The sequence below is a fragment of the Streptomyces sp. NPDC059355 genome, assembly GCF_042752335.1.
GTDB lineage: Bacteria > Actinomycetota > Actinomycetes > Streptomycetales > Streptomycetaceae > Streptomyces.
Genome location: NZ_JBHYXN010000002.1, coordinates 231931 through 254394, shown reverse-complemented (window position 1 = coordinate 254394; position 22464 = coordinate 231931). Strand labels below are relative to the sequence as shown.

Annotated in this window: 23 protein-coding genes and 3 pseudogenes; 11 read left to right on the top strand and 15 right to left on the bottom strand. The window is 71.9% G+C overall.

The window, feature by feature from the left end; all coding sequences use genetic code 11:
• Positions 1-16: 16 nt before the first annotated feature.
• The 3 genes from ACFXGI_RS03325 to ACFXGI_RS03315 form a co-directional block, all read right to left on the bottom strand.
• Positions 17-442, bottom strand: a complete 426-nt coding sequence (locus ACFXGI_RS03325) for a DUF427 domain-containing protein (RefSeq protein ID WP_384702519.1) — start codon at positions 440-442, stop codon at positions 17-19.
• Positions 443-750: 308 nt separating this feature from the next.
• Entirely contained in the window at positions 751-1047 is a 297-nt protein-coding gene (locus ACFXGI_RS03320) for a UBP-type zinc finger domain-containing protein (RefSeq protein ID WP_384702702.1), read from the bottom strand.
• A 118-nt stretch (positions 1048-1165) separates the two neighbouring features.
• A complete protein-coding gene (locus ACFXGI_RS03315) occupies positions 1166-2071 on the bottom strand; it encodes an oxygenase MpaB family protein (protein ID WP_384702517.1) in 906 nt (301 codons plus the stop codon).
• 167 nt (positions 2072-2238) lie between these two features.
• Here ACFXGI_RS03315 and ACFXGI_RS03310 point away from each other — a divergent pair, with 167 nt between their 5' ends.
• The 4 genes and pseudogenes from ACFXGI_RS03310 to ACFXGI_RS03295 all read left to right on the top strand — a co-directional run.
• Positions 2239-2757 carry a DUF1365 family protein gene (locus ACFXGI_RS03310; RefSeq protein WP_384702514.1) on the top strand — a complete coding sequence of 173 codons (519 nt, stop codon included), beginning with the start codon at positions 2239-2241 and terminating at the stop codon, positions 2755-2757.
• Complete coding sequence (locus ACFXGI_RS03305; RefSeq protein WP_384702511.1) at positions 2754-4115, top strand: class I SAM-dependent methyltransferase; 1362 nt, start codon at positions 2754-2756, stop codon at positions 4113-4115. The genes ACFXGI_RS03310 and ACFXGI_RS03305 overlap by 4 nt, the downstream gene beginning before the upstream one ends.
• A gap of 37 nt (positions 4116-4152) precedes the next feature.
• Positions 4153-5103: a DUF1295 domain-containing protein gene (locus ACFXGI_RS03300; RefSeq protein WP_384702508.1), complete on the top strand. Its 951-nt coding sequence runs from the start codon at positions 4153-4155 to the stop codon at positions 5101-5103.
• Between the two features lie 774 nt (positions 5104-5877).
• A pseudogene (locus tag ACFXGI_RS03295) lies at positions 5878-6219 on the top strand (alcohol dehydrogenase); the annotation flags it as partial.
• Between the two features lie 15 nt (positions 6220-6234).
• Here ACFXGI_RS03295 and ACFXGI_RS03290 read toward each other — a convergent pair.
• The 3 genes and pseudogenes from ACFXGI_RS03290 to ACFXGI_RS03280 all read right to left on the bottom strand — a co-directional run.
• A pseudogene (locus tag ACFXGI_RS03290) lies at positions 6235-7503 on the bottom strand (MFS transporter); the annotation flags it as partial.
• 321 nt (positions 7504-7824) lie between these two features.
• Complete coding sequence (locus ACFXGI_RS03285; RefSeq protein ID WP_384702505.1) at positions 7825-8442, bottom strand: hypothetical protein; 618 nt, start codon at positions 8440-8442, stop codon at positions 7825-7827.
• Between the two features lie 299 nt (positions 8443-8741).
• The gene (locus tag ACFXGI_RS03280; protein WP_384702502.1) at positions 8742-9203 is read right to left on the bottom strand and encodes an HIT family protein; all 462 of its coding nucleotides are present in this window, start codon (positions 9201-9203) and stop codon (positions 8742-8744) included.
• Positions 9204-9284: 81 nt separating this feature from the next.
• Here ACFXGI_RS03280 and ACFXGI_RS03275 point away from each other — a divergent pair, with 81 nt between their 5' ends.
• Together ACFXGI_RS03275 and ACFXGI_RS03270 are read left to right on the top strand one after the other, a co-directional pair.
• Complete coding sequence (locus ACFXGI_RS03275; RefSeq protein ID WP_384702499.1) at positions 9285-10352, top strand: helix-turn-helix transcriptional regulator; 1068 nt, start codon at positions 9285-9287, stop codon at positions 10350-10352.
• A 105-nt stretch (positions 10353-10457) separates the two neighbouring features.
• Positions 10458-10847: a hypothetical protein gene (locus ACFXGI_RS03270; RefSeq protein ID WP_384702496.1), complete on the top strand. Its 390-nt coding sequence runs from the start codon at positions 10458-10460 to the stop codon at positions 10845-10847.
• Positions 10848-10960: 113 nt separating this feature from the next.
• On the opposite strand, the gene ACFXGI_RS03265 is transcribed toward ACFXGI_RS03270, so the two are convergent.
• On the bottom strand, positions 10961-11461 hold the full coding sequence (locus tag ACFXGI_RS03265; RefSeq protein ID WP_384702493.1) for a MarR family winged helix-turn-helix transcriptional regulator: 501 nt from the start codon (positions 11459-11461) through the stop codon (positions 10961-10963).
• 69 nt (positions 11462-11530) lie between these two features.
• Here ACFXGI_RS03265 and ACFXGI_RS03260 point away from each other — a divergent pair, with 69 nt between their 5' ends.
• From ACFXGI_RS03260 to ACFXGI_RS03250, 3 genes are read left to right on the top strand one after another with little or no spacing between them, the layout of a single operon-like run.
• Positions 11531-12253, top strand: a complete 723-nt coding sequence (locus tag ACFXGI_RS03260) for a hypothetical protein (RefSeq protein WP_384702490.1) — start codon at positions 11531-11533, stop codon at positions 12251-12253.
• 5 nt (positions 12254-12258) lie between these two features.
• Positions 12259-13110, top strand: coding sequence for an SGNH/GDSL hydrolase family protein (locus ACFXGI_RS03255; protein ID WP_384702487.1), 852 nt, complete (start codon positions 12259-12261; stop codon positions 13108-13110).
• Between the two features lie 22 nt (positions 13111-13132).
• On the top strand, positions 13133-13660 hold the full coding sequence (locus ACFXGI_RS03250) for a hypothetical protein (RefSeq protein WP_384702484.1): 528 nt from the start codon (positions 13133-13135) through the stop codon (positions 13658-13660).
• Positions 13661-13667: 7 nt separating this feature from the next.
• Here ACFXGI_RS03250 and ACFXGI_RS03245 read toward each other — a convergent pair whose 3' ends face one another.
• The 5 genes and pseudogenes from ACFXGI_RS03245 to ACFXGI_RS03225 form a co-directional block, all read right to left on the bottom strand.
• A complete protein-coding gene (locus ACFXGI_RS03245) occupies positions 13668-14516 on the bottom strand; it encodes an endonuclease/exonuclease/phosphatase family protein (RefSeq protein WP_384702481.1) in 849 nt (282 codons plus the stop codon).
• 79 nt (positions 14517-14595) lie between these two features.
• Positions 14596-15668, bottom strand: a pseudogene (locus ACFXGI_RS03240) (M14 family metallopeptidase).
• Between the two features lie 10 nt (positions 15669-15678).
• Positions 15679-15993, bottom strand: coding sequence for a hypothetical protein (locus tag ACFXGI_RS03235; protein WP_384702478.1), 315 nt, complete (start codon positions 15991-15993; stop codon positions 15679-15681).
• Between the two features lie 153 nt (positions 15994-16146).
• Entirely contained in the window at positions 16147-16890 is a 744-nt protein-coding gene (locus ACFXGI_RS03230) for a TetR/AcrR family transcriptional regulator (protein ID WP_384702475.1), read from the bottom strand.
• 90 nt (positions 16891-16980) lie between these two features.
• Positions 16981-17313 carry a hypothetical protein gene (locus tag ACFXGI_RS03225; RefSeq protein ID WP_384702472.1) on the bottom strand — a complete coding sequence of 111 codons (333 nt, stop codon included), beginning with the start codon at positions 17311-17313 and terminating at the stop codon, positions 16981-16983.
• A gap of 287 nt (positions 17314-17600) precedes the next feature.
• Between ACFXGI_RS03225 and ACFXGI_RS03220 the strand changes: the two genes are divergently transcribed.
• Positions 17601-18446, top strand: a complete 846-nt coding sequence (locus ACFXGI_RS03220; RefSeq protein WP_384702469.1) for a class I SAM-dependent methyltransferase — start codon at positions 17601-17603, stop codon at positions 18444-18446.
• A 52-nt stretch (positions 18447-18498) separates the two neighbouring features.
• Positions 18499-18993 carry a DUF6328 family protein gene (locus ACFXGI_RS03215; RefSeq protein WP_384702465.1) on the top strand — a complete coding sequence of 165 codons (495 nt, stop codon included), beginning with the start codon at positions 18499-18501 and terminating at the stop codon, positions 18991-18993.
• Positions 18994-19037: 44 nt separating this feature from the next.
• On the opposite strand, the gene ACFXGI_RS03210 is transcribed toward ACFXGI_RS03215, so the two are convergent.
• The 3 genes from ACFXGI_RS03210 to ACFXGI_RS03200 all read right to left on the bottom strand — a co-directional run bounded on the left by ACFXGI_RS03210 (position 19038) and on the right by ACFXGI_RS03200 (position 22446).
• Positions 19038-19469, bottom strand: coding sequence for an ATP-binding protein (locus ACFXGI_RS03210; RefSeq protein WP_384702462.1), 432 nt, complete (start codon positions 19467-19469; stop codon positions 19038-19040).
• 13 nt (positions 19470-19482) lie between these two features.
• Positions 19483-19845, bottom strand: coding sequence for an STAS domain-containing protein (locus ACFXGI_RS03205; RefSeq protein WP_384702459.1), 363 nt, complete (start codon positions 19843-19845; stop codon positions 19483-19485).
• A gap of 177 nt (positions 19846-20022) precedes the next feature.
• The gene (locus ACFXGI_RS03200; protein WP_384702456.1) at positions 20023-22446 is read right to left on the bottom strand and encodes a SpoIIE family protein phosphatase; all 2424 of its coding nucleotides are present in this window, start codon (positions 22444-22446) and stop codon (positions 20023-20025) included.
• Between the last annotated feature and the right edge of the window lie 18 nt (positions 22447-22464).

Genomic DNA, 22464 nt, shown 5'->3' with positions numbered 1-22464 from the left:
CGCTCGGCACCCCACCTCACCAGCCGGAGGAGCCCCGACCGCCTTTGAACGGCCCCAGGATTTCGCCGGTGATCCAGCCACCGTAGAAATCACCGGGCTGAGCCCGGACGGGCTCCCCGTCAACCAGGCAGAGGTCGACCAGACCCGGGTAGAAGGCGAAGTGGTGGGCAATGCTCCGGTATTCCCGCGCGGGATCCTCGTAGCTCCAGGCCACGTCGCGCACGGTGTGCCCGTCCACGACCAGCGTCCAGTACGAGGCCGTGCCCTTCCACTCGCAGAAGGTCGCCCCCTGCGAGGGTGACAACAGGTCGCAGCGCACGTCCTCGCGCGGCACGTAGAAGACGGGAGGATGGCTCGTCTCCAGGACGCGTCGGCACGCCCGGGAGTCGGCGAGCGTCACTCCCCGGTGCCGGACCACCACGCGCCGGGCATCGGGTTCCACGCGGGGCGGTCGAGGATAGTCCCAGACGGATTCCGCCGGTACCGGTCCGTGCGGGCGCGAGGCATCACTCATCGCAGGCACCTCCATCCGTCCTTCCGTGATTGTGGCGGTGTCGGATGCGGGGGGACACCCCCTAGGGAGTGTCGTCAAAGTGGCGTCGGCCGCCCGAGAGGGCGGGGCCGGCGGGGCTTGGTGCGTGCGATCGCAAGGCGGAGGAGGGAATCGACGCGGAGCGTCGGTGACCGACGACAACGCGGCGAGCGTGCGTGCCAGGCCCCGCCGGCCAGACGGGACTTTGACGACACGACCTAGGGCACCCGGACGAGGAAGACCTCGTCGACGAAGCACCAGGCCCACGACTCGTCAGGGGCCAGAGACAGGACCACGGGGTGCCCGGTCCGAACGTGGTGGGCGTAGGCGTGTCGCCCCCGGGAGCTGTCGCAGCATCCGACGTGCCCGCACGTGGTGCACCACCGGAGCCGGACCCAGGACGATCCGCCGGCACGGCACGACCCGCACACCTCGTCCGGGGTCTGCGGTGAGTCGGGCAGCGCCGCCAGGTGGGAACAGGCACGCCCGTCGGGGCGCCCTCCGTCAGGCGACACCGCCCAGGCGGGGACCTGCCCCGGCAAGCCCTCGACATCGCGGCCGGCACGTGCCATCACGGGGCTCCTTCGGGTCGGGGTCGGGGTCGGGGTCGGGCGACGGTCATGGCAGGGCCTTTCAGGCGCGGTCCGCGGACGGGGGCGGGGACGGCGGCGCGGACGGGGGCAGGGGCGGCGTGGCCCACCGGATCCCGGCGATCACCGTACGGCCTCCGGGTACGGCCAGAGGCAGCAGGAACCGCGGGGTGAGGGGAAGGGACAGCTGTGCTCGCGCCCATCGGGGCAGCAGATCCACGGCCGCGGCGGCCAGGAAGGCGTACGGAATCCGTACGGCCCACGGCAGCGGAGGACGCGACAGCAGGTACCGGGTCGTCTCGCGTGACTCCGCGGTGGACCTGAGCTCTCCGCGGTACCGGGCCAGCCGGGCGGACAGCTCCGCGCGGGTCTCGGGCGGTTTCTCGGCACCCAGCCGACCGGCGACCAGCGCCATGTCGCGTACGTAGGCGTCCTGTCCGGCCCGGTCCAGGGGCTGACGTCCGTAGCGCTGGTAGGCCCTCAGGAAGCACTCCGCCTCGGCGGCGTGGACCCAGGCCAGCAGGTGTGGATCGGAAGCGCGGTAGGGCACTCCCTCCAAGGTGACTCCGCTGATCCGCTCGTGGACGCTGCGCACCCGGAGCACTGCCTGAACGGCGTCCTGGTCCGTCCCGAACGTGGTGACGGCCAGGAAGGTGCTGGTGCGCTGGAGCCGGCCCCAGGGATCTCCCCTGAACCCGGAGTGTGCCCACACGGCCGCCATGGCCTCGGGGTGCAGCGACTGCAGCAGCAGCGCGGCGAGCCCGCCGACGTACATCGACGCGTCCGCATGCACGAGCCGGATCGGACTGTGCGTCCCGAACCAGCGCGGTCCGGGAGCGCCATGGATACGAGCGCGCTTGTGCTGCGCCGAAGGGCCTGCGACGCGGCGCAAGAGCTCCTCTCCTGCCCGGGTCCGGAGCTCGGTGAGCGGAGGAGGCAACCAGAGCATGGGCCCATCATCCCGCCTGCGGTGCATTTCGGGGGCCGGACCGCAACGGGCACCTGCACGCCCGCCCGGATTTCCGTCGCTCCCTGACGCATCCGATCGACGTTCCGCTCCGAAGTACAGGTGGACAGCGCCGCACCCGCGGCGCGTCGGAGGGCGGGAGCGTCGTGGTGAGACGTACCGAAGGAACCGGGGCACTGTACGAGTGCGTGATCGGGCACGCCCGCGTCGCACCGCTGCTCCACTCCTTCCGGCGCCGCACCCACCTGTGGTGCGTGGACCTCGACCGGATGCCGGTGCTGCCCCGGCCGGTGCGTCCGCTCGCCCGGTTCGACGCCCCCGACCACTTCACCGGCGGCGCGGGCTCCATACGCGCCGCACTCGACGCCTTCCTCGCCGCCCGCGGCGTCGACCTGGGCGGCGGACGCGTGGTGATGCCGGCGCACGCCCGGGTGTTCGGGTTCGTCTTCAACCCGCTCAGCGTGTACGGGTGCCACAACGCTTGCGGTGCCCCGGTGTACGTCGTCGCGGAGGTCCGGCCCGCCACCGTGCCCGCCGCCGCCCGCAGGCCGTGGCCGACCGTCGCCGTCCGGGCCGGCATCCGCCGCCACGGCGTCCGCCTGCTCCTGCGCGGCCTGGCCGTACACCCCCGCCCCCCGTCCGCCCCGCAGGAAGGCATGCCCTCGTGACCCAGCCCGCCACCACGTCCCACGCCCGCGCCCGGCAGTCCGGCCGCCGCGGCGCGGTCCCCCCACAGCCACAGGCGTCGAGGCAGCCACCGCCGGCCGACCCCAGCGGTTCCGCCGCGCCCGCCATCCGCCGTACCGACGTCGACGCGGCGCGATGGCCGGACGTGGCCCGACTGCCGTCCACCGGGCCCGCCCGGACCGCCGTGGCCGGACACCTGGTGGGCCGGGCCCTGGACCGGCTGTCGCTGACCGCGCCCACCACGGGATCCTCCCCGACGGCCACCGCCGGCCCGCAGCTGACCCTCCACGACCCGGACGCCTTCCACCGGCGTATCGGCCGCGACGGCCTGATCGGCTTCGGGGAGTCGTACATGGCCGGTGAATGGGACGGCGAGGACCTGGCCGGTGTACTGACCGTTCTCGCCGGGCACGTGGACGAGCTGGTGCCCGCCCCGCTGCGCCGGCTCCGCGGCCTGTGGGTGTCCGCCCGCCCCGTCGCCGACCGCAACACCCGTGCCGGAGCCCGCGTCAACATCCAGCGCCACTACGACCTGTCCAACGAGCTGTTCTCCGCGTTCCTCGACCCCACCCTGACCTACTCCTCCGCGGTCTTCGCCGGCTTCCCCGTCCGGTCCGAGTCCCTGGCGGAGGCCCAGCACCGCAAGATCGACCGGCTCCTGGACCTCGCCGGGGTCGGCGACGGCACACGACTGCTGGAGATCGGCACCGGCTGGGGCGAGCTCGCCCTGCGGGCCGCCGCCCGCGGTTCCCGGGTCACGACCCTGACCCTTTCCGCCGAACAGGCCGCCCTCGCCGGCGAACGCATCGCCGCGGCCGGTCTCGCCGACCGGGTGGAGATCCAGCTGCGCGACTACCGCGACGCCGAAGGCCGCCACGACGCCGTGATCAGCGTCGAGATGATCGAGGCGGTCGGCGCCGAATTCTGGCCCTCCTACTTCGCGGCGCTGCGGCGCTCGCTCGCCCCCGGCGGCAGGATCGCCCTCCAGACGATCACCATGGGCCACCGCCGGATGCTCCACACGGCCGCCACCCACACCTGGATCGGCAAGTACGTCTTCCCCGGCGGTCTGATCCCCTCCCGCCGCGCCATCGCCGAGCACGCCGCCGCCACCGGTCTGGGTTCCGTCGCCGACCACGGATACGGCGAGCACTACGCGGAGACCCTCCGCCTGTGGCGCGAGCGGTTCACCGCCAACCGCCGCCTCGTCACCACCCTCGGGTTCGACACCGTTTTCCAGCGCATGTGGGAGTTCTACCTCGCCTACTCGGAAGCCGGATTCCGCTCCCGCTACCTCGACGTACGCCAGCTCCTCCTCACCGAAAAGACCCGCCGATGAAGCCTCCCGCCGACCGGTACGCCCTGGTGAGCGCGGAGTGAACGCCACCGACTGGGGTGCCCTCGCCGTGAACCTCGCCGTCACCGCGGCCGCGGCGGGGGCGGTGCTGCTCGCCACCTTCGCCGTCGCGCTACGCCGTGGTCTGCACCGCATCGTCGACATCGCCTGGGGCATCGCCTTCAGCGCCGTCGCCGCCGTCACCTGGCTGCTCTCCGCCGGACACGGCGACGACGGCCGGCGCCTGCTCGTCGCCGCGGCGACCGTCGTGTGGGGGCTGCGGCTCTCGGCACACATCGCACGACGCTCCCGCGGCCACGGCGAGGACCCGCGCTACACGGCTCTCCTCGACAAAGCCCCCGGCAACCGGACCCGGTACGCGCTGCGCACCGTCTACCTCGGCCAGGCCGCCCTCGTCTGGCTGATCTCCCTGCCGGTCCAGGCCGCCTCCTACAGCTTCGAACCCCTCGGCCTCCTCGCCTTCTGCGGGATCGCCGTGTGGGCGCTCGGGCTCGGGTTCGAGGCCGTGGGCGACCACCAGCTGGCACGCTTCAAGGCGGATCCGGCCAACCGGGGCCGGATCATGGACCGGGGCCTGTGGGCCTGGACCCGCCACCCCAACTACTTCGGCGACAGCCTCGTCTGGTGGGGCGTGTACCTGCTCGCCTGCACCGCCTGGCAACCGGCCCTCGCCGTCCTCGTCTCCCCGGTCCTCATGACCCTGCTGCTCACCGTCGGCAGCGGCAAGCGCCTCCTGGAGAAGCACATGGCAGACCGCCCCGGATACGCCGTATACACCGCACGCACCAGCGGCTTCCTCCCCCTCCCGCCCCGCCACGCCGTCCTGCGGCACGGGAGTCAGCCAGTGAACCCGCCAAGGTCAGGCTCCGGACCGGACGGGGCCGATGACCGTGCCGGCCGCGATCCGGAGGGCGCCCTGGGCAACGGAGGTGCCCGGGATCTCGCCGCCGGGGGCCCTGAGTGTGAATGACGCCTGGTCGGCCGGAATGCGGTGGCCTCGGTCGGGGCTTGGATGTCGAAGTGGACGGGGTGTCCCGGTCCGAACGTCACCGATGTGGTCTGGTCACCGTACCGGCCGGCCTTGACGCCGAGCGGCACGCCGAGGCGGGTGAAACCCACGTCGATCGGGGAACCCGCCAGACGGCACGACGCGTACCCCTTCGGTGCGGTCAGCGTGACACGGAAGTGGAGGTGCCCCGAACCGGACTGGTCCGGGCGGATCTTCGCGAGGTGGTTGGCAGGGCGGCAGGCCGACGGGGCGGCACCGCCCGCCGCTGCTGCCTGTGCGCTGCCGGCGCAGGCGATGGCCGCCGCGGTGGCGACGACGACGACGAGTGTGGCGTACGTGCGGCTGATGAGCATGGCTGGTGGGTTCCGCCCTTCCGGCTGGTTACCCGCCCTTTCCAGACGGGACGCGTCGGGGGATTCTTCCCCGACGCCGCTCCGCCCCAATGCACCTGAACAGCAACAAACCCGCCTGAGTGGCCCGAGCGGGGTGGCCGTGGAGCCTGTACGGGCTGTGCCCGTTCCCGACGGGCAGGAAGCCACGGGCGCGGTGACCCTGGGAAGGGCGTGCGGACCACGGACCGGTCCGGTCCCTCTCCGCCCTCCCCCTCGCGGCCCTCCCGCAATACGCCGAACGCGCCGAACCCGGAGAAGGGGACGTACTCCCGTGACCGCTGTCGCCGCCTACGCCGCACCCGCCGCGAAGGCACCGCTGGAGCGCACGACCGTCGAACGCCGTCTCGCCGGTGAGCACGACGTAGTCATCGACACCGTCTCCGCACCGCTCGACTTCGGTGCCTACTTCTCACTGCTGCGTACGGACGGGAGCATGGTCGATCTCGGCCTGCCGGAGGAGTCGGTGGGGATCGAGCTGCAGTCCTTGACCGGCCTGCGCCGCGGCATGAGCAGCTCCGGCATCGGCGGGATCGCCGAGACCCAGGAGATGCCGGACTTCTGCGCCCGGCACGGAGTGGCGGCCCAGATCGAGCTGATCCGGGCGGACGAGATCAACGACGCCTACGAGCGGGTCCTCGCCGGCGACATCCGCTACCGCTTTGTCATCGACATCTCCACCCTCTGACCCCTGTCGCGGTACGAAGAGGTTCACCAGCGCGCCGAGGACGGCGACGCCGGCGAAGGCGTAGAACGCGTGGTGCGGCGAGATCCCGGCGCTCATGAGGGCTCCGCCGACGAGCGGCCCACCGATGCCGCCGAGCCTGCCGAAACCGGCACACCAGGCCACTCCGGCAGCGCGGGCCCGTGTGTCGTAGTAGTTCGCGACGAAGCCGTACACCAGGACCTGGGTGCCGATCGTGCCGATTCCGGCCACCGCGACCAGAGCCAGCAGAACACCGAGCGGCAGTCCCAGGGTGAGAAGCATCAAGGAGACGGCGGCCAGCGCGAACGTCGACGTGATCACGCGCTGCGGGCCCGTCCGGTCGGCGGCACGGGAGGCGAGTACCCCACCGATGATCGCCCCGCCGTTCAGGGCGAGCAGGAAGACCAGCGCGTAGGACTTGCCGAAACCGCTCTGCCCCATGATCTCGGGCAGCCACGTGTTCAGGGCGTAGGTGAGCAGAAGACCGGAGCAGCTCATCAGGCCGAGCAGCACCGTGGGCAGGGCGTATCGGCGGCTCGCCAAAGCTGCGAAGCCGACCTTCTTGTCGTCGGCTGCCCGGGGCGATTCGCCCAGGGTGACTCCGGTGCGCTCGGAGAGCAGGTGGGCCCGCTCGGTGTGCCCGCGCGCCAGCAGCCACTTGGGAGACTCGGGCAGGCGCAGCAGCGTGGCCGGCAGGAGGACCACGAGGGGGGCCGCACCGAAGAGGAACAGCGTGCGCCAGCTGTCCGCACCGGAGGTGAGGAGGGCCATGACCGCGGCGAGGACACCGCCGGCGGGGACGCCGCTGTAGACGATCGCGTTGTAGACGTTGCGGCGGTGGGGCGGTGCGAACTCTGCGACGATCGCGGCGGCGGTGGCCACCAGGGCGCCCACCCCGACGCCGGTGAAGAAGCGCAGGACGCCGAACGCGGTGATGCTCGTGGCGAATGCGCTCAGCCCCATGGCGACGGAGAACCAGATGATCCCCGCGATCATGATGCGGCGCCGTCCTATGTGGTCGCCGATCGCTCCGGCGGTCAGCGCGCCGACCATGACGCCCATGAGCGCATAGGAGCCGAGCGCGCCGGCCTGTGCGACGGAGAGGTGGCCGATCTGGCTCGGGTCGCGCAGGAAGTTGGGCACCATGGTCCCGTAGACGACCAGGTCATAGCCGTCGAAGACGAGCGCGACGGTGGTGATGGCGACGATCCAGCGCAGCGTCGTGCGGTGCTGTCGGCTGATCTGTCTGTGCGGTGAGGTGTTCATTCGGGGAGCCCCCAGTTGTGTGAGCGGACGGGTTGCTTCCGCCGGCCCGGTGGACACGGGGAGCTGGGCGGGGACTCGAGGCCGAAGCACCTGTCGACCATCTGATGGCGGTAGTGGGCGTGAACCAGTTGAACGTACGTCCCACGCATCGCCGTCGATGCCGATGATCTCGACATCGGTCAGGTTGTGCCCCGTCCGGGGTGGAACTCCGTCGCAGTGCGGCATCGGCTGAGGGCAACGGCGTGGGGCGGCGAGCCGGCCCGCGGGAGGCCCGCAGCCCCGGTACGAGAGCCGACGCCGGCCTCGCCGCCCTGATCGCGCTCAGTACAGCTTGTTCACCGCGGTCCGCAAGGTGCTCTTCCACGCGGCCACGGGCGGCTCGCCCCAGTAGCTCTGCCACAGGACCAGCGTGACCGTGTCGCCGTCGCGGCCCACACCCCACAGGTAGTTGAAGTCGGGGCGCTCGGGGCTGTTGGAGTTGAAGGTGTACATCCCCTGGAGGGTGGCGCCTTCCTCGACGGCGACCACGCCGTGGTCGTGGTAGGTCGCGGTGACACCCGGCGGCTGCGGGGCGTTCGCGCAGTCGAGGTAGTCCTGCCGGGCCTTGGCCGCGAACGCGATGGCTTCGGCCTCCGTGGCGAACACCGCCACCTTCTGCTGGGCGAACGCGGTCTCCGCAGTGGTGAAGTCCCGGTTCCAGACGTTCACCGCAGCCGGCTCCGCCGGCCAGCCCGCCGGGCAGACGTACTCGTGGCCCCAACCCCGTGCCACCGGGTTGGCGCGCCACGACTCGGTCTTCGGCAGGTCGGAGATGTACAGGCTTCCCGGCCGCGGCCGCCACTCGTCGGCAGCTGACGCCGGACCCGATGCCACCCCGACCGCCAGCACCGCGGCCCCCACCACGACGCCGCCCGCGCGCAGCCGTGTACGTACCCCCATGACTTCCCCTTCCCCCTGTGCGTCTCGATCGCGATGTCCCGCCCTGGTCGGGACGGGACTCCGTTCCAGGGTGGGGTGCCCCTGCCTCGCGCGGCCGGTTCTTCGATCACAACGACCGAAATCCGCCGCCACTGACTGAAAAAATGGCAAACACAACCAAAGGGGACCAGCGCCCTCCGGGCAGCGCGAACCTGCCGTTCGATTTCGTCAGGCGTCGGCTGACAGGGAAAGCCGAGTCGGGGGCAGGGGCAAGGCCTTTGTGCCCGGGAGCAGGGGGATGACGGTGTCGGCGGCACGGTTCACATGCGGGGCCCCTGGAGCTGCGCTCGGACGGACTGGGCCACTTGGTCTGCCTGGTCAGCCGACACGTGCTCCTGCTCGGGCCGCCGAAGCAGCCCGAAGACGCCCGGCCCTCGATGCTCCGGTTGCAGATCTGCCATGCGCGGAACGATGTGGAAGTGCACGTGCGCGAAGCCTTCGGCTTCGGCGAATTGGACGACGTACGTCTTGGCGCAACCAGTCGTGCTCCGGAGAGCCCGGGAAAGCCTGACCTGCCACATCCCCAGGGCGGCTGCCTCGGCATCGGTGAGGTCGTGAACGGCGGCAACGTGGCGCCGGGGCAGCAGCACCAGCCAGCCGGGCAGCGCGGTGTTGAAGGCGTGGGCCACCCGCCAGTGCCGGTCATGTGCCACGCACTCGCGGGGTGGAAGTTCGTCGATCGCTGCTTCCTTGCTGCATGCGTAGCACTCGGGAGTCGGCATGAACCAGATCGTAGAACTGTCGGCGGAGCCGGCTCCGCACACCCGTGCGCGGAGCCGGCTCCGCCGGGATAATGGGAGCTTGTGGCGCTCACGTTCTTCGACGCGGGGCGGCTGGCGCGTGACCTGTACGCCGCCGCCGGCCAGGACGCGGGCCTCGGCGGGCGGGGGGACGGGATCTCCCGGGTGCTCGCCCCGCTGCTGCCCCACGACGGGCTCAGCCTGGTGGCCACCGATCCGGCGACGGGGCTCGGCCTCGGGAGCTTCAGTTTCTGGCACGAATACGCCCCCTCACTCGTCACCGACCTCGTCATGCACCGCTACCGGGGCGGCGACCCCTACCGCCCCGCCGCCCTGGCCGGTCTGGCCACCCCGGCCACCGTCGTGGGGCCGCCGGGCGACGGTCCCTCGGACTCGCGGGTGCGCGAGATCCTCACGGCGAACGGGGCGGGCTCCGAGCTGCGGCTCCTCCTCCGGGACCGGCACGGGGTGTGGGGTGCGCTCGGGCTGCTGCGCTGTGCCGGAGCCTGCCCGTTCGGCCCGGACGACCTCCAGCGGGCGGCCAGGCTCGGACCGGCGCTCGTGGCCGCCCTGCGCCGTTACGTGACCGAGGGCCCCCTCCTTCCCGTGGCCCCCGCGCTTCCCGCCGGGGTGGTGACGGTGGGACCCGACCACTCGATCAGGGCGGTCAGCCCCCAGGCGCGGGACTGGCTGGACCGCCTGTCCTCGCCGGGCGGGCACGTCTTCCCGGAGTGGGTCCCCGGCGCGTTCCTCGTCGCGCTCTCCCTCGCCGCACGCTCCCGCGCACACGATGCGGGTGCCTGGGCGCCACTGGTGTGCGCCCCTCCCGTCGTCTGCGGGCGGTGGATGACCCTTCAAGGGCAGCCGCTCGACACGGACGCCACCGGTGATGTCGCCCTGGTTCTCCAGGGGGCGGCCGGAGACCTCGTGATGCCGTCGTTCTGCGCCTGGTACGGGATCACCCCTCGCGAGCGCGCCACCCTGTGCGAACTGCGCGCCGGCGCAGCCGTCAAACAGATCGCCCGGCGCCTCGACCTGTCTCCGTACACGGTCAACGACCATCTCAAGGCCCTGTTCCGCAAGACGGGCGCCGACGGCCGCGACGAACTCATCGCCGCGCTGACCCGCTGACCGGCCGACCCGATCCTGTCCATCCCCCATTTCAGGGGGTCGCGGCGGCACCGGGCCGGTCCACCATGGGAAGGGAGAAGGGGGGTCCATCGAAGGGAGACGGACATGACGCACACCAATCTCCGTGAGCCCGCGACCGGGAGCACGGCCGGCGGCGGCAACGGGAACACCGCGTCCGACAGGGCCATCCCGCCCAGTGGGGGCGGCGGTCAGGGCGAGGCGCGGGCGGATTTCCAGCAGATCGGCTACTCCTACACCCTTCGCGGCCACGGTGTCTTCGAACGGTTGCTGGAGGCGCCCGGCGTGGCGGCCTACACCAACGTGTGCGCGAGCGTCGCAGAGGTGTACCCGCCCACCGACAAGCCGTTCATGGGAGGAGCGGTCATGACGGTGCACAACGTGGTGCCGCTCGACGGGGAGCTGGTACGGATCCGCGTGGACTCGGGCTGGCCGCAGGACATCGTTCTCAGGGTCAGCCTCCAGTACTTCGCCTGATCCCGGCCCTCCCGGGCGAACCGAAGGAGCCGTCACCGCGCGGGCGAGCGCGACCTGTTCGCCCGCGCGGTGACGACGGCCACCCGCCGCCGACCTCCCCGCACGGCCGGACTTCAGCCGCGGTTCCGGTAGCCGGGGTGGACTCCGGGAGTCAGTTCCTGTTCGGCGGCGACGCGCTCCAGGAGTCCGCGGAGTTGAGTGCGCTGCTCCGGGTCGAGGGCTGCGAGCAGGGCGTCCTCGTGGGCTGCGGCCGCTCGGGAGACCGCGCCGAGGGCGCGCTTCCCCTCCGCCGTGAGGTGGAGTTCGTAGTTGCGGCGGTCCTCGGCGCTGCGCCGACGTTCGACGAGGTCCTTGCCCTCCAGGGCGTCGATGAGCGCGACGACACGGCTCGGTACGACGCCCAGGTCCTCGGCGAGGGCCCGCTGGCTGCGCCCCGGCTGCCCGGCGACCATGCGCAGCAGCCCGACGTCCGCAGGGGTCAGTCCCAGGTGGCCGATGCGTTCGGCGAACAACCCGGCGGCGTGCGCGCCGATCTGGGCAAGGAGGAACGCGGCTCCGCGCGGCCCGGTGGCCGGGGCGGGGTCGGTCGTATGCGGTTGCCGAGAGCTGTTCACAGGCCTATCGTAAGCCACGCGAAATGATTCTCCTCGGTGAACGATTGACTTGAGAGAACGGATTCTGCCGTGACTGCCAACGCCGCCCACGCCACCGCCACCGACCCGGAGGCACGCAGCCGCCGCGACCCGCAGGCCGGGCCGCCGCCCGGCATCCTGGCCGTGGTCTTCACCGCCCTCTTCCTCGCGGGGCTCGTGCTCGGCACCCTGCTCGCGGGCGGGGACCCCTTCCCCTCGCCCTTCGGCTCCACCGACACGGTGACCTCCTACTTCCGCGACCACACCGGTGCGGTCCGCGTCTCCGGGGCCCTGCAGTTCGCGGCCTCGGTGCCGCTCGCGATCTACGCCGCGACCGTCTCGGCACGGCTGCACAAGCTCGGCGTACGAGCCCCCGGTGCCACCATCGCCCTCGCCGGGGGCGTCCTCGCCTCGGCCTTCCTCGCCTGCTCCGGACTGGTCACCTGGGTGCTGTCCCGGCCCGAGGTGGCCGATCACCCCGAATCCGTACGGGCGCTGCAGTACCTGGCCTTCGGGCTCGGCGGGCCCGCCCACGTCGTCCTGCTGGGGCTGTTGGTCGCCGGGATCGCCGTACCGGGGCTGCTCGCCGGCCTGCTTCCCCGCGCCCTCGCCGTGGCGGGCCTGGCCATCGCCGCGGTCGCCGAACTGTCCACGCTGGTCCTGCTGGCCGACGGCGCCGCCCTGCTGTTGCCGGTCGCCCGGTTCGCCGGCCTGCTGTGGCTGATCGCGGCCGGGTTCCTGCTGCCGCGCCGCCGTGTCCGTACGGAGGTCTGACCGCCATGACGAGCCCCACCACCACCCCCGCCCAGGACCCGGCGGAGCGCATGCTCCGCTTCCACCAGCCCGAGAGGGTCCTGCGACACCTCGGCCCCGCCCCCGACGATGCCGCGCTCGCCGCCCTGTTCGGGCTCGACCGGGCCGGCTACCGGACGCGCCTGGACCGGTTCGAGGAGCGCAACCGGGCGGCCGCCGCCGCGCTCGCGGCCGAGCCGGGGGCCGCCGCCCGCCTGGCCGGGCTGCCGTTCCGGCCGGGCGAGCACGTCGTGGCCGTCGGGGAGAGCACCACCGCCGACCGGCTCTCCTGGTTCGAGATCCTGCGGCACCTGCTCCCGGAAGGCGTCCGCTGCACCAACCTGGCCGTGTCCGGCAGTACGACGACCCAGGCCCTGGCGAACGTCCCGCTGCTCGCGTTCCAGCGGCCCGACTGGGTGCTGTGCATGCTGGGGGCGAACGACGTCCAACGGCTGGACGGGGTCCCGCTGGTCGCCGCCGCCGAGACCCGCCGCGCCCTGCGGGCCCTGCGCGACCTGACGGTGCGTCGGGCCGGAGCCCGGTGGATCTGGCTCACCCCGACCGGTGTCGATCCCCGGCGGGTCGAGCAGTACGTGCACTTCAGGCGGGCCGGACTCGGATGGGCCGGGGCGGACCTCGACGCCCTCGCGGAACTCCTGCTCGCGGAGCCCGAGGTCACCATCGACACCCGAACCGCCGCACACGGCCACGTGGAGGAGGACGGCGTCCACCTCACCCCTGCCGGTCAACAGCGCGTCGCGGCGGCCGTGCTCGACGCGCTGGGCCCGGGGCTGGTCCGGCCGGAGGACCTCCCCGGCCCGGCAGGGCCACGGCCGTGACCGGGCGCCCTACCGTGGCCGCATGGATCCCACGGCCGCCGTGCCCGCCCTCGACGGGGAGGACCCGGACCACGTCCGGCTGTCCGCGGCACGGCTGAAGGAACGCCTGTACGCCACCATCACCATGATCGCGGTCGTGGTGGGGTGGGCGTACTCGGCGCACGCGCAGCCGGGAGACGTCGCCCTGTCGGTCGCCGTGACGGCGCTCGGCCTGTGGCTGGCCTCCCTCGTCGCCGACGGCCAGGCCCACCGCGTGGTGCACCGGCGGGGCATCGGCGGACGGGAGCTGCTGGAGATGCTGTACGTCGCCAGCCCGCTCCTGCTCTCGGCCGCCGGGCCGCTGTTCCTGATCCTGCTCGCGGGGCTCGGGGCCATGTCGCTGCACACCGCGCTGCTCACCGCGGCCTGGGTGAACGTGGCCTCGCTGTTCACCTGGGGCTGGTTCGGCGGGGTACGGATGGGCGGCGGGCTGATCGTGTCCCTGCTGGGCGGGGTGATCGACGCGGCCATCGGGACGGCGGTGGCCCTGGTCAAGGCCGCCGGGCACTGACCATGTCTCAGTCGAACTCGAAGGTGGCGACGACCGGGGCATGGTCGGATTCGGGGAACTTCTCGTCGGTGGCGAAGGCCGGCGAGTCGTCGTGGAGCAGTTCGTTGTGGATCTCCGAGCCGCGGTAGTGGGCGAGGAGGTTGCGTGTGACGAGCATGTGGTCGAGCATCTGGCCTCGGCCGTGGTGGAAGAGGGTGTAGCGGGCATCGCTCGGGATGGTGCGTTCGATGGGGACCAGCACCTTCGGGGCGAGCTCACCGTTGCTGGTGTCCTCGACGTTGCCGCAGATCGCCAGGACCGGGACTTCGTCCGGTTCGGCGTTGAAGTCGCCGGTGACGATGATCTGCGCGTCGGGGTCGTCGTGGAGGATGAGGTCGACCAGGCGCCGCACTTCCACGGCCTGGCTCATGCGCTTCATGGAGGACGGGAAGCTGCCTTCGGCCCAGGCGTCGGCGCTGCGCCAGATGCCCTTCTTGGGGTCGAGCACCTGACCGGGGATATCGCTTGGGATCTTGGACTTCAGGTGCATGGTGATGACGTGCAGCAGGCGCCCGGGTGCCGCGTGATCGGTGTCGACCTGGGCGTGCAGGATGGGACGTTCGATCCCGATCGGGATCGGCTGCGGGTCGGGGGCATCGCGGTGAGCCGGCAGATGGGTGGCGATGACCAGGTTGCGGAGGTCGTAGACCGCGTCGTTCGCGGGTTTCGTGCTCACCAGCTCGGCCCCGTCGAGGTTGGTCCCCACGAGGAGTTCCTTGAGGGCCAGCAGCGCACGCGGCTGGCCAGGGCGCTCTTGCCCGTGGACTTCCTGGAAACAGGCGATGTCGGCACGCAACCGCCTGATCTGCGGCTTCATCAGCTCGATGCGGTCCTCCAGTTGCGGGAGTTCGTCCGGTGGGGTCTCGTCGAAATTCTCAAGGCTTGACTCGGGCGTCCTAGGCGGCAGCGGTCAGGCAGAACTGCACGAGGCCGGCGTCGACATCGAGGACGATCTTCTTCATCTCCGTCCACGGCGGGTGGAAGGCGGTTCCCCACTCGATCGTGAAGGCGAGGATCTTCTCCTCCTCCTGGCCCGAGAGGATGTGGCGGGCGTAGGTGTAGTCGTCGCTGGTTCCGCACGTCGGGTACAGGTCGAAGGCGGGCTCAGGGGTGTACTCCGTGCCGCGTACGCCCTTCAGGGCCTCGCAGAACCGCTCGGCGAGCACCGCGGAGTCATCGGCGTCGCCCTCGTCGACGAACTCGGCGTAGAGCAGTCCGTCCTTCAGTCCGCGCTTGCCGTCGAAGAGGGGGTTGCGGAAGTTCTTGGCCGGGTCGACGGACTGGTTCTGGTCGTCGCCCCATACGTAGAGCATCTTCTGGGTGTAGCTGTGGACGTCCACGAACCAGCGGGTCCGGATGAACCGGTCCAGCAGCCACCGCACGTTGCGGGTCTCCACCTCCGAGAAGGGCTCAGGGCCCTGGTAGACCTGGTCGGGGTCGGCCGGGTCGTCCGAGACCCGCACGGCGGCGAGCGGGTGGAAGGCCGTCCGGTAGTCGAAGAGGTGGTCGTAGTTGCGGTTGGGTCGACGCCGATGGCCGCCGGATTGCCGCCGGACCGGGCCGGATTGCGGTTGCGCCGCCACATGGGGTCGACGGTCTGGCTGTAGTGCCGTCCGTCCGGGTTGACGAGCGGGAAGACGACGACGTCGAGCTCCTCCATGATCGTGCGTACCTGGGCGGAGGCGAAGCTCGTACCGCCGTACGCCAGGCCCGTACCGCCGGCGTGTGCGTGCAACAGGTCGGCCGCGAGGTTGACCAGGATCTCGCTGCTGCCCCACTCGCGGGCGTGCGCGCCTCCGATCAGGACGACGGCGGGCTTCGGTTCCAATCGGCGGGTGCCGATGCGCAGGGCGTGGCAGGTGCGGCCCTCGAAGGTCGGCTCGGGCAGTCGGATGAGTTCGGCCTTCGGGAACGCGGCGGCCAGGCTGGTCACGCCGGATTCGACTTCGTTGATGTTCAGGTAAGGCATGGCGCCCCTCCTAGATGTCCTGCACCTTGAGGGCGAGACCTTGCGGAACCGCGTCCTCCGAGGCGAACCGGTCTCCTTCGCCCACCTCGGCCTGGCGGGCGCGCCCGGTGGCGGTGGCGTCCTCGACCGTCTCGACCGAGACGCCCTCGCGGGCCAGGTCTTCGGCCTGCTCGGGGGAGACGTAGGCGTCGAAGCTGAGGCTGCCGTCCGGGTTCTGGCCGATGCGGCCGCCGACGTCGGGACGTGAATCGCGCAGTAGGGCGCGCAGGGTGTCGGCGTCCTTGGCTGTGACGCGGACGCGGAGGATGGTGTATCCGGTGGGCATGACGGGCCCCTCTCGGGCGCCGTCGGGCATCGGATCGGCGGGGCCGACCCGGCCTGGGGCGGCGCGCTCACGGCAATGGGGACGAGTGGGCGGACAGCGCGTACGCGTACAGCTGTACTGCGTATGCTTACGCCCGATATGTACGTCGTATCCTCAGCGTGCGCTTCCGCCGTAGAACGAGTCAAGAGGCGGCTCGGGCATCCGGTTCAGGAGACTGTCGAGACCGGCGATCAGCTCTTGCTCCTCGTTGTAATCGGCGAACTGCGGGACCAGCGCGCGCAGGCGGGGGTACTCGGCGGCGGGAAGCCGGTGCAGGCCCAGTCGCAGCAAGAGGTCCGGCTCGTCCGGATCGTCGACCACTGGGCGCTTGTCCACGAGCAGCCAGCCGAGGTTCCAGGCCACGAAGGCACGGTAGATCGTGAGCGCGGTGGCGTCGTCGAAGCCCGCCCGCACGAGAACGGCGAGGATGTGCTCGGTCAGCTGGAGGGCCGGCGTCGGTCGCCGGGCCACCGGCACGGCGAGGGGGCGGGTGGCCACGACGGGCAGGATCTCGCGGTGGGCGTGTACGGCGGCGGCGAAGGCGCAGGCGATCCGGCGCAGTTCGGCGCGCCAGGGGAGAATGCCGACGGGTTCGCACGAAGGTCCCGCGCAGGCGTCGGCCGTGGTGCGCAGCCGGTCGTTGACCTCGGCGAAGAAGGCCTCGACCAGGCCGTCCAGCAGGGCCTCCTTGCCGGGCGTATACCGGTAGATGGCCATGGGCTCGACACCCAGGTCGGTGGCGAGCCGCCGCATGGTCAGCGCCGCGAGTCCCTCCCGGTCCACGAGCGCGACGGCCGCGGCCAGCACCCGCGGCCGACTCAGCCGCGCGCGCCGCTCGGGGGTGTCCGGCTCGTCCATGTCCCGACCTAAGGATGCGGTCCCCACGGATGTAAGGATACTTAGTAAATTTAATCCACTATTGCACCAAAAGGCCATATTTTAGATAAGTCAGCTGGTGAAGCCGCTGCACTGGGTGAGTTCGCCGCCCTGTCGGACGCTGTACTGGGCCGGCGGCACGTTCATGATCTGGAAGCCGCCGTTCTGCGCGATCTCCACGGTTCCGCCGAAGCCGGCCGACCCGTACACGTACGCCGGGCCCGGGGTGAAGCCGCCGCCGGAGAGATGCACCTTGCCGTTGTCGAGCACGCCGGAGACGGAACACGTCGCGGCCGGGACCGCGGAGGGAGAGGACCGGGGGACCGCCGCGAGGGCGGCAGGGGCAGCGACGAGAGAGGCCGCCGCGAGTGGACCGATGACGAGCAGGCGTATGCGCCGGTTCATGGGCTTTCCTTACGCGTGGGAACAGGTCCGCGTCCGCACGCCCGACGGGGAGCGCCCCTGGCCGCGCTCCGCGAGCGCAAGCCGTCCCCTCGCCGGAGATCGGGGCTGCGACCGCGAGCGAGGTCCGCCCTCCCATCGTCACTCCGCCCATCCCTCGGGGCGACCGGGAGCTGTCGCCGGGCCGCGGTCCGCGCGGGTTCCTATGCTCGAAGCAGGTGAGGATCGGGCACGGGGTTCGGTGCGAGGTTCGGCACGGGGTTCGGCACCAGGCGAAGGAGGCGGACGGCATGACCGATACGGCAGACGCGCGCGACGCTGACCGCGCGCTCAAAGCGAAGCACCGGACGATGTGGGCGCTCGGCGACTACCCGGCGGTCGCCAAGGAGGTCGTCGGGGCCCTCGGGCCCGTCCTGGTCGAGGCTTGCGGGGTGAAGCACGGCGACCGGGTGCTCGACATCGCCGCGGGGTCGGGGAACGCCGCCATCCCGGCCGCGCTGGCCGGCGGCGACGTGATCGCCTCCGACCTCACGCCCGAGCTGCTCGACGTGGGGCGACGGGACGCGGCGGCGCGCGGCGCCGAGCTGCGCTGGCAGGTGGCCGACGCCGAGGCGTTGCCCTTCGCCGACGGAGAATTCGACACGGTCATGTCCTGTGTCGGGGTCATGTTCGCCCCGCACCACCAGGACACCGCCGACGAACTGCTGCGGGTCTGCCGGCCGGGCGGCACCGTAGGGCTGATCAGCTGGACCCCGGAGGGGTTCATCGGGCAGATGTTCACCGCCATGAAGGCGTACGCGCCTCCGCCGCCCCTGTGGGGGCAGGAAGAGCACGTCCGCGCTCTCCTCGGTGACCGTATCCACGGGGCGCAGGCGCGACGGCGGACGGTCCGCGTGGACCGCTTCGCGAAGCCCGCGCACTTCCGCGCATTCTTCAAGGCCGCCTACGGCCCGACGATCGCGGTCTACCGGAACATCGCCGACGCTCCCGAGAAGACCGCCGCCCTGGACCGGGCCCTCGACGAGCTGGCGGGCGGCGCGCTCCAGGACGGGGCGATGGAGTGGGAGTACCTCCTGTTCACCGCGCGCCGGAGCGGCGCCGCGCCCGATGAGGCCCCTCGCGTTCCGGACACATGAGGGGGCGGCTCAGGGGTAGGCGTCAAGGGGCGGCGCGTTCCAGGGAGGCGTCATGCCGGGTGTCAGCGGGGCCGGCGGGGCCGGACGGGACGAGACCGCGGAGGAGCGTGCGGACCGGCAGTGGCAAGAGCTCATCCAGGAGATCCGGGTCGCGCAGACCGGGGTCCAGATCCTCTTCGGATTCCTGCTCACCGTCGCTTTCACCCCCGTGTTCCACGGCCTGTCGCAGACCGACAAGACGATCTACATCGTGACCGTGGTGCTGGGCGCGCTCGCGACGGGCGCGCTCATCGGGCCGGTCGCCTTCCACCGCATCGTCTCGGGTCGCCGGATCAAGCCCGAGGCGGTCACATGGGCCGCGCGCCTGACCTTCACGGGCCTGATCCTGCTGCTGGCCACCTGTACCGCGGCCCTGTTGCTCGTGCTGCGGGTCGCGACGCACAACGCCCGCGTGCCGTGGCTCGTGGGTGGCGTACTGGCCTGGTACCTGCTGTGCTGGTTCGCGCTGCCGCTGTGGGCGCGGATCCGCTATACGGCCGAGAACTGACAGCCGAGAACCGACAGCCGAGGACTGACAGCCGGGCGCGGGGCTCAGCGGGGGGCGATCTCCACCCACACGCACTTGCCCGGGCCCGCGACCGCGGGAATCCATCCCCAGTCACGGCCCAGCCGCTCCACGATGAGCAGTCCGTGCCCTCCGGGTCGGGACGGGTCGGCACGGCGCCTGGTCCGTGGTGGGGCGGGGCTCCGGTCCGTCACCTCGATCCGCAGCCGGACGGCGGTGCAGCGCAGTACGAGGGACGTCGGCCCGCCGGCGTGCAGGCAGGCGTTGGCAATGACTTCGGAGACCAGGAGGAGGGCGTCTTCGGTCAGCTCCGACCTGGACGTACCGCCCACAGGGCCCGGTGGCCAGCGCCACTCGGCGAGGGCCTGACGCGTGAAGTCGCGGGCGCGGGTGACCGCGTTCGCAGCGCTGTCGAGCGCGAGGCGTCGGGTCATCTCCGGTGACCGGCCCGTGTCCATGTGCGCTCCTCCTCTACGCGCGCCGGGGATGTGCCAGTGCGGCTTCCAGGTCGGTGTGGACCGGGAAGAGCCGTTCCGCGCCCGTGATGTGGAACATGCGTGCGACCGGAGGGTGCAGGCCGATCAGTTCGAGGCTGCCGCCCGTCTCCTGGACCGCGAGCCGGCAGGTCAACAAGAGGTTCAACCCCGTGGAGTCGCAGAAATCCAGGCGGCTCAGATCGACCAGCAGTCTGCCCCCGTCCCGCTGGGCGGCGTCCAGCGCCTGCCTCAGAGGCTCGGCGGTGTCGTGGTCGAGTTCCCCCGCCGCGACCAGAACCGTGGCCTCCGGGAGGGACTTCGCCTCGACGGTGAAACGCTTTCCGCTCGTCGTGCGCATCACGCACACACTCCCTCGCCGTGCCCGGTCAGATGAACCGCTGAGGTTGTCATGGCTTCTCCCGTCCGAGTCCTCGGGGCGTACTGCGTCTACCCGGTCGCTCGCCGCCCAAGCGAGTGCCCGGGGGAGCGGACATGCGGGCGAGGGCGTGGCGCGGACCCCGCCCGGTACGGCGGATCACGGGTCGTCCGGCACGTGGATGTCCAGGACGCAGATGTCGTCGCGGTTGCCCGGGCGCATCGCGGCGAGCGTACGGGCGAGGGTTTCCCCGTACCCCTCCTTGAGGAGCCGCAGGGTGGAGGCGGCGAGCCGGTCGAGCCCGATGTCCAGGCCCTCGCCCGGTTCCTCCACGAGTCCGTCGGTGTAGAGCAGCAGGCGGTCGCCCGGCAACAGGTCGATGACGGCCTGCCCGTAGGTGGCGTCGAAGGTGGCGCCGAGGAGGGTGCCCGACGGCTGTTCGAGGAAGTCCGCCCGGTCGCCGCGGACCAGCAGCGGGGGCAGGTGGCCTGCCCGGACCCAGGTCAGACGCCGGTCCCAGGGCCGGTACCGGGCCATGACCATGGTCGCGGTGGTGCTGCCGGACGGGTCCGACGCGGTATGGAGCAGGAGGGAGTTGAGCCGGCGCAGGACGTCGGGCAGAGGGGAGCCGGTGATCGTCATGCCCTTCGCGGTGAATCGCAGCTGGGCCATGGTGCCGACGGCGGGCAGACCGTGGCCGGCCACGTCCCCGACGACGAAGAGGGCGCTGGCATCCGGCAGTTCGATGGCGCTGTACCAGTCACCGCTGACGTTGATCCCCCGGTCCGCCGGAACGTAGGCGACGTCGATGCACAGACCGGCCAGCTCCATGGACTGCTCGGGAACCGGCAGCAGGGTCTCCTGGAGGCGTGCGCCGAGTGCCCGTTCGGCCTGGAGCATGCCGCGCTGGAGGAGGACGGCGCGTTCGCTCTCGAGCAGCGCGAGTTCGGCCCCGCGCTGCGCGCTGAGGTCCTGGAAGAAGCCGTGCACCTCGACCGGGGCACCATCGGCGTCCGTCTGGGCCTCGGCCACGAACCGCAGGTGTCGCACGCTGTGCCCGGTGGCGATCCGGAACGGCTGGTCGACGGCCTCCCCGTCGACCAGCAGCCGTTCCACCGCTGCGGCCACCACCGGAAGATCGTCGGGCAGGAGGTGCCGCGGGAGCTCCTCCAGCGTCATCGGCCCCTCCCCGGGATCGCGGCCGAAGATGGTGTACATCTGATCGGACCAGCTGATGATTCCTGTCGCCAGGTTCCAGTCGGCCCAGCCGAGGGTGCCCAGCCGCTGCATGTCGGCGAGCCGGCGCGCCTCGCGCTCGCCGGTGTCGTGGCGGATCCACGACACGACCAGGCGGTCTCCCAGCCTGGATGCCCGGACCGAGTAGACGGACTGGCGCGGGATGCCGGCGACCACCTCTTCATAGGTGAACGGTTCCCCCTCGAACCCGGCCCCCGTGGTGAGGGCCTCCAGATAGCCCTCCCACAGGGCGGTGCCCACCACGGTCGGGTACGTCTCCAGGATCCGGCGGCCCACGAGCTCTTTGCCGCGCCGCCCGGCCACGTCCACCGACTCGGGCGCCGCCGCGTCGATGCGGTAGTCCTCCACCTCGCCGGCCTTCGAGCGCAGCGGGGTGAGGAGGATCGCGGGCCCGGCCAGCGCGTCCAGCATCCGCTGGACGGACGTCACGTCGACGCCGTCCGAAGACCCCTCGGCACCGGCGTCGCGGGGGCGCTCCGCCAGCCCCAGCGGGCCCGCGCACAATCGGGCCGCCCGCCGCAGCAACGCCCGGGTGCCGGCCGCGAAAGGCCCCGGCTGCGTCCGCAGGAAGCCGATGGCAGCCGTCGGGGGACCGTCGGAGGGTACGGGGAGCCAGGCGCGCGAGGGCCACCGGTCCGGCGGCTCCGCGATGAGCAGGTACCGGCGGGCGTCCTCGGCCGGGTCCTCCAGCCACAGGGCGCGGCCCCCGGCGATGGCCTCGTGGGCGGCGACGCCGCTGAGCGGAGGTACGTGGCGCCACTGCTCGGCCAGCTCCTCGCCGATGCCGGCGCAGCCGGTCAGCTCCAGGCTCCCGGCGGAGGTCAGCGAGTAGATCATCACGGCATCCACACCGGCGTCCCCGCCGAGTACGGTCCGCAGCAGCTCCGCGACGTCGTCCCCGCCGCGAGCCGTCGTCAGGCCGTCGGCGAGCCGGGCCAGGAACGGGCGCAGCGCGGCGCCGCCCGCGAGATGCCGTCCGGCGCCGGGGACCGGGGTGTCAGGCTCCTTGTCCGAGACGGTGCCGGCGGGGGGCGGGCCGGCGGGCACACGGCCGGGCAGCGGGCGCGACTGCATCCGCCCCAGGAGGATCCAGCATTCCTCCAGCAGGGTGCGGCCCCGCTCACCGGCACGGCCGAGGAGCATCTCGTAGGCCGTGTCGGCGGATACGTCGGCCTGGGCCATCAGGACGCCCTTCGCCCGCTCGACGACGGCCGTGGTCGCGGCGACGCCTTCCAGGGCCACGATTTCGGAACGCAGCCTGGCCACCACCTTGGCGAGCGCCAGCACCTCGGGTGCGGCGCCCTCGCCCACGGCATCGCCCTTCACCCCTTGAGCATGGCACGG

What these genes read in the sequence shown, in the direction of transcription:
- ACFXGI_RS03315 (WP_384702517.1), bottom strand. Translation starts at nt 2,071, where the DNA reads ATGCTCTGGTTGCCTCCTCCGCTCACCGAGCTCCGGACCCGGGCAGGA.
- ACFXGI_RS03285 (WP_384702505.1), bottom strand. Translation starts at nt 8,442, where the DNA reads ATGGGGGTACGTACACGGCTGCGCGCGGGCGGCGTCGTGGTGGGGGCC.
- ACFXGI_RS03280 (WP_384702502.1), bottom strand. Translation starts at nt 9,203, where the DNA reads ATGCCGACTCCCGAGTGCTACGCATGCAGCAAGGAAGCAGCGATCGAC.
- ACFXGI_RS03270 (WP_384702496.1), top strand. Translation starts at nt 10,458, where the DNA reads ATGACGCACACCAATCTCCGTGAGCCCGCGACCGGGAGCACGGCCGGC.
- ACFXGI_RS03255 (WP_384702487.1), top strand. Translation starts at nt 12,259, where the DNA reads ATGACGAGCCCCACCACCACCCCCGCCCAGGACCCGGCGGAGCGCATG.
- ACFXGI_RS03250 (WP_384702484.1), top strand. Translation starts at nt 13,133, where the DNA reads ATGGATCCCACGGCCGCCGTGCCCGCCCTCGACGGGGAGGACCCGGAC.
- ACFXGI_RS03245 (WP_384702481.1), bottom strand. Translation starts at nt 14,516, where the DNA reads ATGAAGCCGCAGATCAGGCGGTTGCGTGCCGACATCGCCTGTTTCCAG.
- ACFXGI_RS03235 (WP_384702478.1), bottom strand. Translation starts at nt 15,993, where the DNA reads ATGCCCACCGGATACACCATCCTCCGCGTCCGCGTCACAGCCAAGGAC.
- ACFXGI_RS03230 (WP_384702475.1), bottom strand. Translation starts at nt 16,890, where the DNA reads ATGGACGAGCCGGACACCCCCGAGCGGCGCGCGCGGCTGAGTCGGCCG.
- ACFXGI_RS03225 (WP_384702472.1), bottom strand. Translation starts at nt 17,313, where the DNA reads ATGAACCGGCGCATACGCCTGCTCGTCATCGGTCCACTCGCGGCGGCC.
- ACFXGI_RS03220 (WP_384702469.1), top strand. Translation starts at nt 17,601, where the DNA reads ATGACCGATACGGCAGACGCGCGCGACGCTGACCGCGCGCTCAAAGCG.
- ACFXGI_RS03215 (WP_384702465.1), top strand. Translation starts at nt 18,499, where the DNA reads ATGCCGGGTGTCAGCGGGGCCGGCGGGGCCGGACGGGACGAGACCGCG.
- ACFXGI_RS03210 (WP_384702462.1), bottom strand. Translation starts at nt 19,469, where the DNA reads ATGGACACGGGCCGGTCACCGGAGATGACCCGACGCCTCGCGCTCGAC.
- ACFXGI_RS03205 (WP_384702459.1), bottom strand. Translation starts at nt 19,845, where the DNA reads ATGCGCACGACGAGCGGAAAGCGTTTCACCGTCGAGGCGAAGTCCCTC.